This is a genomic window from Streptomyces sp. NPDC031466, assembly GCF_055581265.1.
In genome coordinates this window covers 120,722-135,153 of sequence record NZ_JBVIJT010000014.1, presented here as the reverse complement: position 1 = coordinate 135,153, position 14,432 = coordinate 120,722, and the positions used below count along the sequence as shown (strand labels likewise).

The following is a 14,432-nucleotide window of genomic DNA, read 5'->3' as shown; positions in this document are numbered from 1 at the left end:
ATCGCTCCATTTTCCTCGGCTGTTGGCTTCGGTGCATGAGACGCGTGCCCGGCGCCGGGCGTGCCGCAGGCGTGGGACGCGTGTGGGACGCCTGGGTCGGGCGCGGACGGCGGATCGCGAGGCGGGGGCTCAGTCGGCCTTGGGCTTGCGGGCGCGCATGATGATGTCGAACCGGCCGGGGTACTGGCGGTCCACCGGCTCGAATCCGGCCTCGGTGAACCACTGCTCGAATTCGCGGGGCGTGTAGGTGCGGCCCTCGGGCGAGGCGATGGTGTGGACGTACGCCGACATGAACGCGGCGTGGGCGGGGCCGGTCTCGTCGTCGTCCTCGGCGCAGGCGACGATCACCATGTGGCCGCCCGGCTCCAGCGCGCGGTAGGTCTTCGCGAAGAGGTTCTGGACCTGCTCGGGGGACCAGATCTCCAGGAACCGGGAGTACACGACGCAGTCGTGGGACGACGTCGGGAACTCGTCCTGCATGATGTCGGTCCCGACCGCGCGGACGCGCTCGGACAGACCGGCCTCGGCGATCCGCTCGTTGGCCATCTCCGCCACATTGGGCAGTTCCAGGATGGTGGCCTCCAGGTGCGGCCAGCGCTGGGCGAAGCTGATGGCGTTGGTGCCGGTGCCGCCGCCGACGTCCAGGACGCGCCGGTAGGCGGAGAAGTCCACGGCGTTGACCAGGTCCTCGACCACCGAGCGGCTCTGGTGCTCCATCATGGCGGTGAACACCTGCTCCAGGTTCTTGTCCTGGCCGAGGAGTTCGTAGAGCGTGGTCGCCGACGAGCCGGCGAGCAGCTCGCGGTGCAGCCCCAGGTTGTCGTTGTCCACCAGCGATTCGTAGAGCCAGCCCATCGGCCGGTACAGCATCTCGTGGGTGTAGCGGACGATGACGGGCATGAAGCCGTCCGGGTCGCCCGCCAGGAGGTCGGTGGCGGCCGTGTTGTGGTAGCCGTCGCCCTCCTTGCGTATGAGGTCGAAGGCGCAGCAGCCCAACAGCAGGGTGTGGCCGGCGCGTTCTTCCAGGCCCAGCTCGGTGGTGATCTCGTCGAGGGTGGTGCCCGGCCGCTCCTTGAGCAGGGTGAACAGCTTCAGGCGGAGTGCGGCGTGCATGAACGGGAACCGGAAGCTGGTGTACACCAGCTTCCACAGCTCGTCCATGGCGGTCGTCGAAGGCTCGGTCATGGTGATCCCCTTCTGATGACGCGGGCCTCAGGTGCATACCATCGGCCGCGTACTGGTGAAGTCAGGCGTCGTCCGGCTGCCCCGGCAGAGGCAACATCAAATGCAGGGGTCACACAAGGCCTTATTGATCACCGACCCCTTCGCGGGTGGCGTGAAATGTGCGGTGTTCCGCTTCTCACTCCCTCCACTTTCGGCCGTCGGATGCGCAAAGGCGGCCGAAACCTGTTCGACTACGAGACCGAAAACCCACCTGAGCAGGAACCGGTTGATAGACGGACCATTTTCCCCACACGCTCAAAAGGGACAGGTGACGGGGACCGCCCCGATCCGCAGGCACTCGGATCGGGACGGCACACCGCCGGATCTGGCCGAAATTCATCGCTGATCGTCCGAGACCGTGTGCTATGCGCCGACAGGCGCCGCCGGGCGCCAACTCGGTACCCCTGGGCGGGGTTTGAAGCATGCCTCTGCTGTCAGCAGAAAGGCCCCCCGGACCCCGGTGCGTGGCAGGGGAACGTGTTAGCTTCAAACGAGGCTGGGGAGGCGAATTCGTGCTCGCTCACCCGACGTAGCTCCCCCCGGGATGCCTGGGGCTCGGCCAAGAATCAGGGGAAGACATGAATAACCAGACGTTCAACCACCCGGCATCGTCGAACGCTCCGTACGCCTTGAGCCCGAACGGCGGCGCCGCATTCGGTGACCAGATCTACAACCGTCTCCTGAACGATCGCATCATTTTCCTGGGCAAGGAAGTCGATGACGAAATCGCGAACCAGATCACGGCGCAAATGCTGACGCTGGCCGCCGATCCGGGAGACATTTACCTGTACATCAACTCCCCCGGCGGCTCGATCATGGCCGGCCTCGCGATCTACGACACCATGCAGTACATCCAGAACGACGTCGTCACCATCGCGATGGGCTTCTGCGCGTCCATGGGGCAGTTCCTGCTCACCGCCGGCGCCCCGGGGAAGCGGTTCGCGCTGCCGCACACCAGGATCCTCATGCACCAGCCGTCGGCCGGACTGGCCGGTTCCGCGACCGACATCAGGATCTACGCGGAGCAACTGCGCCAGACGAAGCGGGAGATGGCCGAGCTGATCTCCCAGCACTCGGGGCAGACGCAGGAGCGCATCACCCAGGACTCCGACCGGGACCGCTGGTTCACCCCGACCGAGGCCAAGGAGTACGGCCTCATCGACGAGATCATGACCAATGCGACGGGGGCGCCGGGCAGCGGCTCCTTCCCCGGCAAGACCGCCGAATGACGTGCCGTGGGACCATTGCCCCCCTTTTCGCATGGAGGTGTCGCGCTCAGTGAAGCGGTTTGAATTCTCGTCCCGTGCCCGGGATCTGGACATACAGAGTCGTTATGTCGTGCCGAGCTTCGTGGAGCGCACCTCGCAGGGCACCAGGGAGATGGACCCGTACGGCAAGCTCTTCGAGGAGCGGGTCATCTTCCTCGGCAGCCAGGTCGACGACACGTCGGCCAACGACATCATGGCTCAACTGCTGTGCCTGGAGGCCCTGGACCCGGACCGGGACATCTCCCTCTACATCAACTCACCCGGTGGCTCGTTCACGGCCCTCACGGCCATCTACGACACCATGCAGTTCGTCAAGCCCGACATCCAGACGGTCTGCCTGGGGCAGGCCAACAACGCCGCCGCGGTGATCTTGGCCGCGGGCACTCGCGGCAAGCGGATGGCGCTGCCGAGCGCCCGCGTGCTCATCCACCAGCCGACCAGCCAGGGTACCCAGGGGCAGGTGTCGGACCTGGAGATCCAGGCCGCGGAGATCGAGCGGCTGCGCGCGCTCATGGAGCGGCTGCTGGCGGAGCACTCGCACCAGACGCCGGAGCGGGTCGCCGAGGACGTCGAGCGGGAGAAGATCTTCACCGCCCAGGCGGCGCAGGAGTACGGCCTGATCGACCAGGTGGTGGCGCCCCGGTCCATCGCCGGAGTACCGTCCGCGTAGTCACGCCCGGTGCGGCACCGGACAGGACGTGGCCCGTGCGATGAGCAGGGCCACGTCGTCGTGGTCCCCCGCGTGGCGCAGGGTGTCCAGGAGCAGGTCACACGTCTCCTCGAGCGGGCGGTCGGCGTCGTCGAGGACGTCCAGGAGGACTTTGAGACGCGTGTCGAGCGACTCGTCGCGGGTCTCGACCAGGCCGTCCGTATAGAGGATGAGCTGGTCGCCCGGCCTGGTCTCCAGGCAGGTGGTGTGGAAGCTGACGCCGCACCCGCCGAGGGGCGCGCCGGTCGGCAGGTCGAGGAGTTCGCGGGTGCCGTCCGGGTGCAGGAGCGCCGGCGGCAGATGCCCGGCCAGGGCGATGTGGCACTGGCCGCGGTAGGGGTCGTAGATGGCGTAGACGCAGGTGGCCAGCGTTTCCAGGCCGTCGGTGACCCGGTCCAGGTGGTAGAGGACCTTGGCCGGGTCGAGATCCAGGTCGGCCAGCGTCCGGGTGGCGGTGCGCAGCTGGCCCATGGTGGCGGCCGCCGCCACCCCGCTGCCCATGACGTCACCGACCACGAGGGCGGTCTTGTCGCCGCCGAGCGGGATCACGTCGAACCAGTCGCCGCCGATCTCCATGGTCGCCTCGGCGGGGCAGTAGCGGGTGGCGACCTCCAGCCCCGGCCGCCACGGCAGGGGGCGGGGCAGCAGGCTGCGCTGGAGGGTCAGGGCGGCGTGCCGCTGCGATTCGGCGGTGCGGTGCCGCTCGGTGACGTCCACGCTGGAGGTGGCCACTCCGAGGACTTTCCCGTTGGGCGCCTCCAGGCGGTAGAAGGAGATCGACCAGGCGTGGTCGTTGTCGGGGTCGGCCGGGGTGCGGCCGATGGCGTACTGGTCGAGGATCGGGACGCCGGTGGCCAGGACGTCGCGCATGCAGCCTTCGATGGACCGGTCCAGGCCGGGCAGCACCTCCTGGACGTGCCGGCCGACGTGCTCCGCGGCCGGTACGCCGTTCATCCGCTCCTGCGCCGGGTTGACCGAGAGGTAGCGCAGGCCGGTGTCCAGCACCGCCAGGCCGATCGGCGACTGGGAGACGAGCCGGGCGGACAGCGCGAGGTCCTGTTCGACCTGCCGCAACGTGTCCTGGTCGGTGGCCAGGCCCAGGGCGTACAGCGACTGCCTCTTGTCCTGGAGGCGCATGTTGCGGAACTCCACCCACCGCGTGCCGCCGTCCTTGTGCTGGACGGGGAAGACTCCGGCCCAGCTGCCGCCGCCCCGCATGACCTCGGCGAACAGTTCGAGCACCTGGTCCAGGTGGTCCGCGTGGACCAGCAGCGGGCCCGCGTACTCCCCGAGGGCCTCCGCGGCGCTGTAGCCGAACAGCTCCTCGGCCTGCGGGCTCCACAGCCGGATCCGGCCTTCCTCGTCGAGGACGATGGCGGCCACGTTCAGGACGTCGAGCAGGCCGCCGGAGCCGGTCGGTGCCGCCACGGCCGCCGGGGCGACTCGCGCGGCCATCGCACCCTGGGCGTCTCGCGCGCCCCTCGCGCCCGGAGCGCCTCGCACGGGCTCGTCTGCACCCATCATCCGGTCTCTCCTTGCGCCCGTCGCTTGGCGGGCCGGACACCTGAGCCGTGAACGGGTCGGGGATGCTCCCGCCATTTTACCCGCCGGGTGGGTAACCACCCCTTTCCCCCGGCGGCCCCGGCCCATTCCCCGGCGCCCCGGCGGCCCTGCCCTGCGTTCCCGACCATGCGTTCCCGACCATGCGTTCGACCACTCCGGAGCGTGATTCTGCCATTACCTCACGCGCTCGGCACGGCGCTTCTAGCATGAGCGGCACCGCTTGGTCCTCCCCCTCGGCCTGGAGCAGCGATGCGCATCACCCTGTCCGAAGCCTCCGGCTCCACCATCGGGCAGCTGCGGTTCCGCGTCTGCCACCGGTGCCGGACCGGACGCGTCCAGAACATCTGGATCACCGAGGCGCACCAGCGGCAGGGCCGGGGCAGGGAGGCGCTGCACACGCTGCTGGCCGAGCTTCCCGGGTACCGGTGGAACACCACGATGCAGTCCCGGGCGGGCCGGGGCTTCTTCCGGGCCATGGGCGGCGAGACGGGGGTGTCGTTCCCGTCCGGGGGGCCGCTGTGCCCGCATCTCGAAGGGCGGCTGCGGCGCTGGGCGCGGCGGGTGCGCGACCGGTCGGCTGCCTGAACCCAGGGCGCGTCGGGCGCCTACCCCGGGATGGGGCCGGGCCCCGTCCCCAGAGCGGCGCCCGGTCAAGAGGCGCGCAGAGCGGTGCCCGGTCAGGAGGCGCGCAGGGCCTTGGCGAGGACTCCCTCGCCGGAGATCTCGATCCGCCCCTCGCGCGCGCCCTGTCCGACGGTGAGTTCGCCGCGGCCCACCGCCACGCAGGTGGCGGCGTCCAGGGCGAGGCCGGCGTCGGGTTCACCCGGGGCGGGTCCGTCGCCGTAGGCCGTCTCGCCGGCGCCGAGGCGCACATGGAAGCGGCCCGCGTCGAGCCGCACCTCCACCACTCCCTCGGCGCCGGTCCGCGCGAGGTGGCGCAGCAGCGGGAGCGCGAACCAGTGCGCCCGTACGGCGTCGGTGGGCCTGCGCTCTTCGAGGCCGTGCGCGCCCCAGGCGGCAAGGGCCTCCAGAACGGGCAGCAACTCCCTTCCCTTGCCAGTGAGTTCGTAGACGTACGCGGCGGCGGGCGGGGGCAGCCTGCGGCGCGTGGTCAGGCCCTGCTGCTCCATGTCCTTCAGGCGCGAGGCGAGGACGTCCGTACTGACGCCCGGCAGGTCGGCGTGCAGGTCGGTGTAGCGACGGGGGCCGACCAGCAACTCCCTGACGACCAACAGGGTCCAGCGGTCGCCCACGGCGTCCAGGGCCCGGGCCGCCGCGCAGTACTGGTCGTAGCTTCGGCGAGGTGACATGGGACGCAGTCTAGACAGGTTGTTGGACTTTCCAAGGCGGGACTTGGTAAAACCAAGTAACTCACGTCACGGGAGGCGCAGCGCATGGAGTTCCGGCAGTCGAGCAAGCTCAGCGAGGTCTGTTACGAGATCCGGGGTCCCGTCATCGAGCACGCCAACGCCCTGGAGGAGGCGGGCCACAGCGTGCTGCGCCTCAACACCGGCAACCCCGCGCTCTTCGGCTTCGAGGCGCCCGAGGAGATCGTCCAGGACATGATCCGGATGCTCCCCAAGGCCCACGGCTACACGGACTCGCGCGGCGTCCTGTCCGCCCGCCGCGCCGTCGCCCAGCGCTATCAGGCGCTCGGCCTCGACGAGGTCTCCGTGGACGACGTCTTCCTCGGCAACGGCGTGTCCGAACTGGTCACGATGGCCGTACAGGCGCTCCTCGAAGACGGCGACGAAGTCCTGATCCCCGCGCCCGACTTCCCCCTGTGGACGGCCGTGACGACCCTTTCCGGGGGCAAGGCCGTCCACTACGTGTGCGACGAGTCCGCCGACTGGTACCCCGACCTGGACGACATCGCCGCGAAGATCACCGACCGCACCAAGGCCGTCGTGATCATCAACCCCAACAACCCGACGGGCGCGGTCTACCCCAAGGAGATCCTGGAGGGCGTCCTCGACCTCGCCCGGCGCCACGGCCTGATGGTCTTCGCCGACGAGATCTACGACCAGATCCTGTACGACGACGCCGTGCACCACAGTGTCGCCGCCCTCGCGCCCGACCTCGTGGTCCTCACCTTCTGCGGTCTGTCCAAGACCCACCGCGTGGCGGGCTTCCGCTCCGGCTGGCTGGTCGTCACCGGGCCGCGCCAGCACGCGAAGAACTACCTGGAGGGGCTCACCATGCTCGCCTCCATGCGACTGTGCCCCAACGCCCCGGCGCAGTACGCCATCCAGGCGGCGCTCGGCGGCCGCCAGTCGATCCATGAACTCACCGCGCCCGGCGGACGGTTGCACGAGCAGCGCAACCGGGCCTGGGAGAAGCTGAACGAGATCCCCGGCGTCTCCTGCGTCAAGCCGAAGGGCGCGCTGTACGCGTTCCCGCGCCTGGACCCGAAGGTGCATCCGATCCACGACGACGAGAAGTTCGTCCTCGACCTCCTGCTCCAGGAGAAGATCCAGGTGGTCCAGGGCACCGGCTTCAACTGGCCCCGCCCGGACCACTTCCGCATCCTCACCCTCCCCCACGCCGACGACCTCGACGCGGCGATCAGCCGCATCGGCCGCTTCCTGAGCGGCTATCGTCAGTGACACCGAACACCTGGGAGCGCGCCGTGCCGTCCTGCACCGCCTGCACCGTGCCCGCCCTCACCCGGTTCGCCTCGCCCGAACCGGTCGGCCCCATCGTGTAAAACTCGCGCCGTTCCCTGCGCCCCAGGCCTCCCGGCGAGGGCCGGCCCCGGGCCTGCGGGTGCGTTGTGGTTGCTCGCGCAGTTCCCCGCGCCCCTAACGCCCCGGCCGGGGCCGGCCCGGGACCCGCGGGTGTGTCCTGGTTGCTCGCGCCACCCTGCTGGGCTCTGGCCTGGCCTGGGGTCAGCCTCCCTGGCGCTGCTCGCGGGCGGCGCGACGTCGGCGTTTTGGGGGATGTGGGGCAAGATCAATAGTATCCGGCGATGATCACAAGACAACGGCCGGCGGTCTGGGTCATCGCCCTGCTCGCCGCCCTGACCGCCGGACTCGTCACGGCAGGCCCCGCCGCCGCCGCCGATGACGACGAACCGGCGCAGCCCTCCCCCAAGGTCGAGCTGGTGCTCGACGTCAGCGGCTCCATGCGGGCCCGCGACATCGACGGCAAGTCCCGCATGGCCGCGGCCAAGCAGGCGTTCGGCGAAGTCCTGGACGCCACCCCGGACGAGGTCGCGCTCGGCATCCGTACGCTCGGCGCCAACTACCGCGGCGACGACCGCAAGGCGGGCTGCAAGGACACCGAGCTGCTCTACCCGGTGGAGCGCCTCGACAAGGCGGGCCGCACCGACGCGAAGACCGCCGTGGCGACGCTCGCGCCGACGGGCTGGACCCCGATCGGCCCGACGCTGCTGAAGGCCGCCGACGACCTGACGGACGACACGGCCGAGCGCAGCCGCCGCATCGTGCTGATATCCGACGGCGAGGACACCTGCCAGCCGCTCGACCCCTGTGTGGTGGCCCGGGAGATCTCCGCCAAGGGCATCCACCTCACCATCGACACGCTCGGCCTGGTGCCGGACGCCAAGACCCGCGACCAGCTGAGCTGCATCGCGGAGGCCACCGGCGGCACCTACACCTCGATCCGGCACACCGATGAACTCGCGGGCCGGGTAAAGCAGTTGGTGGACCGCGCCGCCGACCCGGTGGTCACCCCCGTGGCCGCGAAGGGCGCCGCGCGGTGCACGGACGCGCCCCGGCTGAAGTCGGGCCTCTACACCGACCGCGAGGAGTTCGGCGAGCACCGCTGGTACCGGGTGGACGTCCCCGCGGGCAAGGAGCTGCGGGCCTCCGTGAGCGTGGCGGCCGACCGTGCCGTCCACCAGGACTACGGCGTGCTGCTGCGCGCCGAGACCGAGGGCGGGCGCGAGATCGTACGCGGCCAGGAGTCCGGCGACGGCCGCACCGACGTCATCTCGACCGGCCTGCGCTACCCGAGGCCCGAGGCCGACGACATGGACGAGGACGACAAGTACGGCGCCGACGAGACGGTCTGCCTGCGCGTCAGCAACTCCTTCTCCGCGCCCGCCTCGGTGAAGAAGACACCGGGCCTGCCCGTCGAGCTGGCCGTCGACCTGGTGGACTCCCCCGACGAGGCCTCGGACGTCGCCGCCTTCGGGCTCGGCCACGGCTGGTGGCTGCTCGGTCTGCTCGTACTGGTGGGCTTCCTCGCCGGTCTGGTCTGGGGCTGGCTCTCGCGCTGGCGCTTCGCGGTCTGGAGGACCAACTGATGCATGGGACCCGAGCGTGGGGACGGGCGGCCCTGCTGGCCGCGGCCGCCCTGCTGGCCTTCCCCGGAGCCGCCGCCGCCGACAGCGACGGTGACGACACCGCCGATGCCGCCCCGGCCGAGGCGGGCACCTCCTTCCGTACCGCCACCGCGATCCGCCCCGACCAGGAGGCCACCGCGGAGGCGTCCACGGGCGACTACCTGTACTGGGCGTTCCCGGTGGACACCGGGCAGCGCGCCACCGTGCACGCCACGGTGAAGCTGCCGGACGCCGCCGCCCGGCACGCCGCGTCCACCTGGCAGGTCGACGTGTACGACGGACTGCGGCGCCGCCAGGCCTGCCGGCTCGGCACGCCGAAGCGGACGGCCGGGCGGGACGCGGGGTCGGTCTCGCTGTCCTGCACGCTGCGGACCGTCCGGGCCTGGTCGGAACAGTGGGCGAACGACCCGCTGCCGGGCACGTACTACCTGCGGCTCACGGTCACCGACCTGAAGGCCGACGACCTGGGGCTGCCGGTGCGGGCCGAGGCGAAGGTCACCACGACCGACGCGGGGGGCGCGCAGGCCGTCGACGGATCGCTCGGCGAGCCGCTCGTGCCGGGCGCCGGTTCGGACCGGTACAAGCCCGCCGCCATGAGCGAGCCGGAGGACGGCTGGTCCTCGGGCTGGTGGTCCTCGCGCTGGCTGTGGACGGCGGCCGGCGGCGTCCTCGCGGCCCTCGCGGGGGTCGGCGGATACGCGCTGACCCGCGGCTCGGGCCGCCCCGCGCGGGCGCCGCAGGGCCTGTAGGCGCGCCCTCGGCGGGCCCGCCCCGCGGGTGACCCGCGGGGCGTGGCAGGCTCGTCGGTGGCCGGGCCGCACGGTCCGGCCACCGACGACAAGAACAGGAATGGCGCGACCATGGGCGATCTGCTCCTCGTCCGGCACGGCGAGACGTCGTGGGCCCTCACCGGGCAGCACACCAGCTGGACGGACATCCCCCTCACCGACAACGGCAGGAAGCAGGCCCGCTCGCTGGCCCCGCTCGTCGACCGGTTCCGGATCGGCGCGGCGTTCACCAGTCCGCGCCTGCGCTCGCGCGAGACGGCGGAGCTCGCCGGGTTCCCCGACGCGTACGTCGACCCCGATCTCTCCGAGTGGGACTACGGCGCGTACGAGGGTGTGACGACCGTGGAGATCCACCGCACCCGGCCCGACTGGTACCTCTTCACCGACGGTGTCGCCCCCGGCCCGCCGGAGCACCCCGGGGAGAGCCCCGAGGAGGTGGGCGAGCGCGCCGACCGCATGCTGGCCAAGGTGGACGCGGCGCTCGCCAACAGCGAGGGCAGCGTGGTCCTGTTCGCCCACAGCCACTTCCTGCGCGTCCTCACCGCCCGCCGCCTCGGCCTGCCCGCGTCGGGCGGCTCGATGTTCCTCATGGCCACGGGCACGATCAGCCGCCTGAGCACGGAGCACGGCCGCCCGGTGGTGGCGAGCTGGAACCTGCGGCCCTGAAGCCCGTACCGGAAGTGGATCTCGGCGGATCGGAGCGGCACTCCACGAACTGGGGCGCGATTGGCGCGATCACCGGCAGGTGATCGACGCGATCGCGTCCAAGTTCCGGAGGAACGGCCTAGTCACGTGGTGCCAGGCTGCGCACGACGTCGAACTCGTTGCCCTCCGGATCAGCCATGACCACCCAGTTCCGGTCCGGGCCCTGGCCCACGTCCGTCGTCGTGGCGCCGAGGCCGAGCAATCTGGTCACCTCGTCCTCGGTACTGCCGTCGATCGGGCTGACGTCGAGGTGAAGCCGGTTCTTCACGGTCTTGCCCTCGGGCACCTGGATGAACAGCAGGGTGGGCGGCATCTGGCGGGCCCGGACATCCTCGATGGTCGGCACCCAGGAGCCGATTTCCACCTTGCCCTCGCTGCGGTCGATCACCTTGAAGTCCAGGACCTCGCACCAGAAGGCCGCGAGCCGCTCCGGATCGTGGCAGTCAACGACCAATTCGGTGAACCTACTTGTCATGACTCTCCCAGATAGTACGGACGGGGTTCACAGTAGGCCGCCCGTTCGACACCGGCCTCGGTACTGGTGAGCTCGCCTGTTCAACTGTCGCCGGTTCGCCGTGGAGTCCGGCCCGATGGTGACCGTAGGTGATCGCCGGCGGCGTAGTTGACGGTCCGGGCTCTTCGGCCCGTTCCTGCCGGACCCCGGGTACGCCCCGCTGCTCGACCGTGGGCCAGGTGTTCTGTCGCGGGAGGTTGTGGACGGGTGAACCAGGTCTCGGCTGAGGGATCTTGAAAGGGTGTGACCCGGATATGCCAGAAACCCGCCGGAACTTAATCTCGGCCTGCTGAGTGCGTGACGTTGTCGGGGATGTTGGCGATGACAGTCGGCCATGCCCTGTACATCCCAGCCTCCAAGATCCCCGACCTCGTCACCCGCGATCAGCCCTGCGTCTCCTCGCGGCGTCCGAGAGCGGCCGCATCGGGTACGACGAGCAGCTTGCCGGTGGTACGCCGGGCCTCCAGATCGCTGTGGGCCCGGGCGGCCTCGGACAATGCGTAGCGGCCCGTCACGGTGACCTCAAGCGCCTTGGAGCGCACCCACTCGAACACATCGGCGGCCCGTCGGAGCAGTTCGGACCGATCGGCGATGAAGTCCCCGAGGCTGGGCCGGATCAGGGTCAGCGAACCGCCGTCGGCGAGCCGAATCGGATCAAACGGAGGCACGGCACCACTTGCCGCGCCGAAGAGCACGAGGTGGCCGCGGGTTCGCAGGCTGGCGAGGCTCGCATCGAAGGTGTGCGCGCCGACGCCGTCGAAGACAACCGGCAGTCCCTGACCGCCGTTGAGCCGCCTCACCTCGGCTGCGAGATCGTCGACCGCGGAGGAAAGGATCACCTCGGCGGCCCCGGCCCGCTTCGCCAGCTCGGCCTTCGCCGTGGTCGACGTCGTGCCGATCACCCTGCCGCCGACATGGGTGATGAGCTGGGTCAGAAGCAACCCCATGCCACCAGCAGCCGCATGCACGAGCACCGTGTCGCCCCTCTGAACCGGATAGGCGTCCTTGACGAGATAGTGCGCGGTCATGCCTTGGAGGAGCACGGCGGCGGCTGTCTCGAAGCCGATATCGTCGGGCAGCGGCACCAGCCGGGAGGAGTCCACGACGGCCCGCTCGGCATACGTGCCGGGGATCTCCACCCAACCGACCCGGTCCCCGACTGCGACGTCAGCGACGCCGGGTCCGATTTCGACGACCGTGCCGGCGCCCTCAGCGCCCGGGGTGAAGGGCAGCGGGAGGCGGTACCGGCCTTCGCGGTGGTAGACGTCGAGGAAGTTGACCCCGGATGCGGCGACCTCCACGACCGCCTCGCCCGGACCCGGCCGCGGCTGGTCCACCTCGGTCTCCTGCAGCACCTCGGGACCGCCCACTTCGTACACCTGAATCGCTCGCATGACCCCTCCAACAACGGCTTTTCTCCACCAACCCCGTTGATGGGCGATCCGATTCCCGGCAAGCAGACCAGCCCGCCGCCCCCGCCGAGCGTGCCGCGCTCGACCAGGGGGCGACCGTACGGCGCGGCCAGGGCTACACCCCGCGCGTCAGCGCCGTCCCCGCCGTGCACCGACGGTAGTTGCTCTGTTGGGCCAAGTTCCCGCGACCGGACCGATGTCAGTACAGGCGCCGTGGGACCTGATGGTTGACTCCCACACCCATCCCCCGTGGGCCGCTGTTTACATCACCAACGGTGGGTGCTCTGACGACGGCTTCGATTACTTCCGCGGGTGGCTGATCGCTCAGGGCCGTGAAGTCTTCGAGCGCGCAGTCGCCGATCCCGATGCCCTGGCCGAACTGCCCATCGTTCACGCCTCTGCGGCCGACGGCATCGACCTGGAGGGTGAGGGCATGCCGGACACGTCCGAGACTTTTCCTTGATCCGGAGGAAACGGCCTAGTAGTGCTTCGTTAGGTTCTTGTTCTGGTTCTGCTGGTTTTGAGGGGGCGGCCGCAGGTAGTGCAGGTTCCGGTCCAGCACCTCAGCAGGCCTTGGAGTGTGTCGAGGGTCTGGTAGAGGCTCGGGCCGGTGCCTGGACTTTTGGGTCGAGCCTGCGGAGGGTGAGGAAGGCCTGGGCGGCGGTGACGAGGGTGACGTGGTGGTGCCAGCCGCGCCAGGTGCGGCCCTCGAAGTGGTCCAGACCCAGGCCATGTTTGAGTTCGCGGTAGTCGTGTTCGATTCGCCAGCGCATCTTCGCCCACCGCACCAGGTCAGCGACCGGGGTGGTGGCGGGCAGGTTCGATATCCAGTAACCGGTCGGGGCGTCCTGGTCGTCCGGCCATTCGGCCAGGAGGGTCTGGGTGGGCAGGACGCCGTCCCAGCGGTTGCGGCCGCCGCCCGCCTCCTGAGCTGCGGCCAGGGACTGCTTGCCGGCAGGCCGCACTGTCAGCACCGTGAACCGTGAGGTCATCGCGCCTTTGCTGCCCTGCCGCCAGGTCACCTCGGTGAACCGCTCCGAGCCCGTCTGTGCCGCGAGGGTGGAGATGGCTCGCGGCGGGGTGCGGTAGCGGGGAAGGGTGGGCGGTCCGAGCCCTGCGTAAGCGGGCCGGTGCGGCTCGGCATCTTGTGGGTGGGCGACTTCCTTCCCGTTCAGGGCCAGGACATAGGACAGTCCCCGCCCCTGGAGAGCGAGCCGGAACGGGGTGCTGACGCCATAGCCGGCGTCGGCGACCACGACCGGGGCCTTCAGCTGCCACTGGGCGAGTGTGTCCAGGAGGCCGAGTGCCAGACGCCACTTCTCCTGGTGCACCACGTTGTCGGGGACTCCTGCCCTTCGGCATCGGTCCGGCTCGTCCGTCCACTCACGGGGCAGATACAACTGCCATTCCAATGGGCACGAGGCGTTGTCGGTGGCGGCATGGACAGTGACCGCGACCTGGCAGTTCGCCCGTTTACCGACCGCTCCGCAGTACTGGCGGGCCACCCCGACCGACGCCTTGCCGCACTTGGGGAACGACACGTCGTCGATCACCCACACCTCGGGCCTGACAAATCCGCTCAGCCGCTCGGCGATCCGCTTCCTGACCGGCAGCGGATCCCACGGCGACTGGTTCACGAACTGCTGCAGGGCCTGCATGTTCCCCTCCGGCAGACGTCCGGCCATCGGCTGGATCGACTTGCGCCGACCGTCGAGCATCAGGCCCCGCAGATAACACTCACCCTTGGCCCGCTGATCCCTACGCGGCACAGAGGCGAAAACATCCGCCACGAACATCGCTAACGCCGCCCGCAATCGGTTCACTTCATGCGCATCCACACACCCCAACATGCTCTTGATCAGCGTCAACGAAAAGACCTAACGAAGCACTACTAGGTCGAAAGTCGCTCTGGCGCCGACGGAAGGCGCGGGAGAGGATCC

At 69.9% G+C, this 14,432-nt stretch carries 13 protein-coding genes and 1 pseudogene; 8 read left to right on the top strand and 6 right to left on the bottom strand.

Features of this window, described 5'->3' with window-relative positions:
- Positions 1 to 129: 129 nt before the first annotated feature.
- Positions 130 to 1,185 carry a methyltransferase gene (locus tag ACZ5GP_RS30820; protein WP_468753979.1) on the bottom strand — a complete coding sequence of 352 codons (1,056 nt, stop codon included), beginning with the start codon at positions 1,183 to 1,185 and terminating at the stop codon, positions 130 to 132.
- A gap of 617 nt (positions 1,186 to 1,802) precedes the next feature.
- Here ACZ5GP_RS30820 and ACZ5GP_RS30815 point away from each other — a divergent pair.
- Both ACZ5GP_RS30815 and ACZ5GP_RS30810 read left to right on the top strand, forming a co-directional pair.
- Positions 1,803 to 2,453: an ATP-dependent Clp protease proteolytic subunit gene (locus ACZ5GP_RS30815; protein ID WP_468753978.1), complete on the top strand. Its 651-nt coding sequence runs from the start codon at positions 1,803 to 1,805 to the stop codon at positions 2,451 to 2,453.
- 31 nt (positions 2,454 to 2,484) lie between these two features.
- On the top strand, positions 2,485 to 3,162 hold the full coding sequence (locus tag ACZ5GP_RS30810) for an ATP-dependent Clp protease proteolytic subunit (protein ID WP_468753977.1): 678 nt from the start codon (positions 2,485 to 2,487) through the stop codon (positions 3,160 to 3,162).
- Here ACZ5GP_RS30810 and ACZ5GP_RS30805 read toward each other — a convergent pair whose 3' ends face one another.
- Positions 3,163 to 4,656: a SpoIIE family protein phosphatase gene (locus ACZ5GP_RS30805; RefSeq protein ID WP_468753976.1), complete on the bottom strand. Its 1,494-nt coding sequence runs from the start codon at positions 4,654 to 4,656 to the stop codon at positions 3,163 to 3,165.
- 357 nt (positions 4,657 to 5,013) lie between these two features.
- On the opposite strand from ACZ5GP_RS30805, the gene ACZ5GP_RS30800 reads away from it, so the two are divergent.
- Positions 5,014 to 5,349 (top strand): GNAT family N-acetyltransferase, encoded by a 336-nt coding sequence (locus ACZ5GP_RS30800; RefSeq protein ID WP_468753975.1) that lies wholly within the window; start codon positions 5,014 to 5,016, stop codon positions 5,347 to 5,349.
- A gap of 92 nt (positions 5,350 to 5,441) precedes the next feature.
- Here ACZ5GP_RS30800 and ACZ5GP_RS30795 read toward each other — a convergent pair whose 3' ends face one another.
- Positions 5,442 to 6,074, bottom strand: a complete 633-nt coding sequence (locus ACZ5GP_RS30795) for a winged helix-turn-helix transcriptional regulator (RefSeq protein ID WP_468753974.1) — start codon at positions 6,072 to 6,074, stop codon at positions 5,442 to 5,444.
- A gap of 84 nt (positions 6,075 to 6,158) precedes the next feature.
- On the opposite strand from ACZ5GP_RS30795, the gene ACZ5GP_RS30790 reads away from it, so the two are divergent.
- From ACZ5GP_RS30790 to ACZ5GP_RS30775, 4 genes are all read left to right on the top strand, one after another.
- Positions 6,159 to 7,370, top strand: coding sequence for a pyridoxal phosphate-dependent aminotransferase (locus ACZ5GP_RS30790; RefSeq protein WP_468753973.1), 1,212 nt, complete (start codon positions 6,159 to 6,161; stop codon positions 7,368 to 7,370).
- A 362-nt stretch (positions 7,371 to 7,732) separates the two neighbouring features.
- Positions 7,733 to 9,034, top strand: coding sequence for a VWA domain-containing protein (locus ACZ5GP_RS30785; protein ID WP_468753972.1), 1,302 nt, complete (start codon positions 7,733 to 7,735; stop codon positions 9,032 to 9,034).
- The gene (locus tag ACZ5GP_RS30780) at positions 9,034 to 9,822 is read left to right on the top strand and encodes a hypothetical protein (RefSeq protein ID WP_468753971.1); all 789 of its coding nucleotides are present in this window, start codon (positions 9,034 to 9,036) and stop codon (positions 9,820 to 9,822) included. The genes ACZ5GP_RS30785 and ACZ5GP_RS30780 overlap by 1 nt, the downstream gene beginning before the upstream one ends.
- Before the next feature lie 111 nt (positions 9,823 to 9,933).
- Positions 9,934 to 10,527, top strand: a complete 594-nt coding sequence (locus ACZ5GP_RS30775; RefSeq protein ID WP_468754032.1) for a histidine phosphatase family protein — start codon at positions 9,934 to 9,936, stop codon at positions 10,525 to 10,527.
- 118 nt (positions 10,528 to 10,645) lie between these two features.
- Here ACZ5GP_RS30775 and ACZ5GP_RS30770 read toward each other — a convergent pair whose 3' ends face one another.
- Both ACZ5GP_RS30770 and ACZ5GP_RS30765 read right to left on the bottom strand, forming a co-directional pair.
- A complete protein-coding gene (locus ACZ5GP_RS30770) occupies positions 10,646 to 11,041 on the bottom strand; it encodes a VOC family protein (protein ID WP_468753970.1) in 396 nt (131 codons plus the stop codon).
- Positions 11,042 to 11,463: 422 nt separating this feature from the next.
- Positions 11,464 to 12,474 (bottom strand): quinone oxidoreductase family protein, encoded by a 1,011-nt coding sequence (locus tag ACZ5GP_RS30765; protein WP_468753969.1) that lies wholly within the window; start codon positions 12,472 to 12,474, stop codon positions 11,464 to 11,466.
- A 223-nt stretch (positions 12,475 to 12,697) separates the two neighbouring features.
- On the opposite strand from ACZ5GP_RS30765, the pseudogene ACZ5GP_RS30760 reads away from it, so the two are divergent.
- Positions 12,698 to 12,925, top strand: a pseudogene (locus tag ACZ5GP_RS30760) (DUF4240 domain-containing protein); the annotation flags it as partial.
- A 130-nt stretch (positions 12,926 to 13,055) separates the two neighbouring features.
- Here ACZ5GP_RS30760 and ACZ5GP_RS30755 read toward each other — a convergent pair.
- Positions 13,056 to 14,330 carry an IS701 family transposase gene (locus ACZ5GP_RS30755; protein ID WP_468753968.1) on the bottom strand — a complete coding sequence of 425 codons (1,275 nt, stop codon included), beginning with the start codon at positions 14,328 to 14,330 and terminating at the stop codon, positions 13,056 to 13,058.
- Positions 14,331 to 14,432 lie beyond the last annotated feature (102 nt).

What these genes read in the sequence shown, in the direction of transcription:
- ACZ5GP_RS30820 (WP_468753979.1), bottom strand. Translation starts at nt 1,185, where the DNA reads ATGACCGAGCCTTCGACGACCGCCATGGACGAGCTGTGGAAGCTGGTG.
- ACZ5GP_RS30815 (WP_468753978.1), top strand. Translation starts at nt 1,803, where the DNA reads ATGAATAACCAGACGTTCAACCACCCGGCATCGTCGAACGCTCCGTAC.
- ACZ5GP_RS30810 (WP_468753977.1), top strand. Translation starts at nt 2,485, where the DNA reads ATGGAGGTGTCGCGCTCAGTGAAGCGGTTTGAATTCTCGTCCCGTGCC.
- ACZ5GP_RS30805 (WP_468753976.1), bottom strand. Translation starts at nt 4,656, where the DNA reads ATGGCCGCGCGAGTCGCCCCGGCGGCCGTGGCGGCACCGACCGGCTCC.
- ACZ5GP_RS30800 (WP_468753975.1), top strand. Translation starts at nt 5,014, where the DNA reads ATGCGCATCACCCTGTCCGAAGCCTCCGGCTCCACCATCGGGCAGCTG.
- ACZ5GP_RS30795 (WP_468753974.1), bottom strand. Translation starts at nt 6,074, where the DNA reads ATGTCACCTCGCCGAAGCTACGACCAGTACTGCGCGGCGGCCCGGGCC.
- ACZ5GP_RS30790 (WP_468753973.1), top strand. Translation starts at nt 6,159, where the DNA reads ATGGAGTTCCGGCAGTCGAGCAAGCTCAGCGAGGTCTGTTACGAGATC.
- ACZ5GP_RS30785 (WP_468753972.1), top strand. Translation starts at nt 7,733, where the DNA reads ATGATCACAAGACAACGGCCGGCGGTCTGGGTCATCGCCCTGCTCGCC.
- ACZ5GP_RS30780 (WP_468753971.1), top strand. Translation starts at nt 9,034, where the DNA reads ATGCATGGGACCCGAGCGTGGGGACGGGCGGCCCTGCTGGCCGCGGCC.
- ACZ5GP_RS30775 (WP_468754032.1), top strand. Translation starts at nt 9,934, where the DNA reads ATGGGCGATCTGCTCCTCGTCCGGCACGGCGAGACGTCGTGGGCCCTC.
- ACZ5GP_RS30770 (WP_468753970.1), bottom strand. Translation starts at nt 11,041, where the DNA reads ATGACAAGTAGGTTCACCGAATTGGTCGTTGACTGCCACGATCCGGAG.
- ACZ5GP_RS30765 (WP_468753969.1), bottom strand. Translation starts at nt 12,474, where the DNA reads ATGCGAGCGATTCAGGTGTACGAAGTGGGCGGTCCCGAGGTGCTGCAG.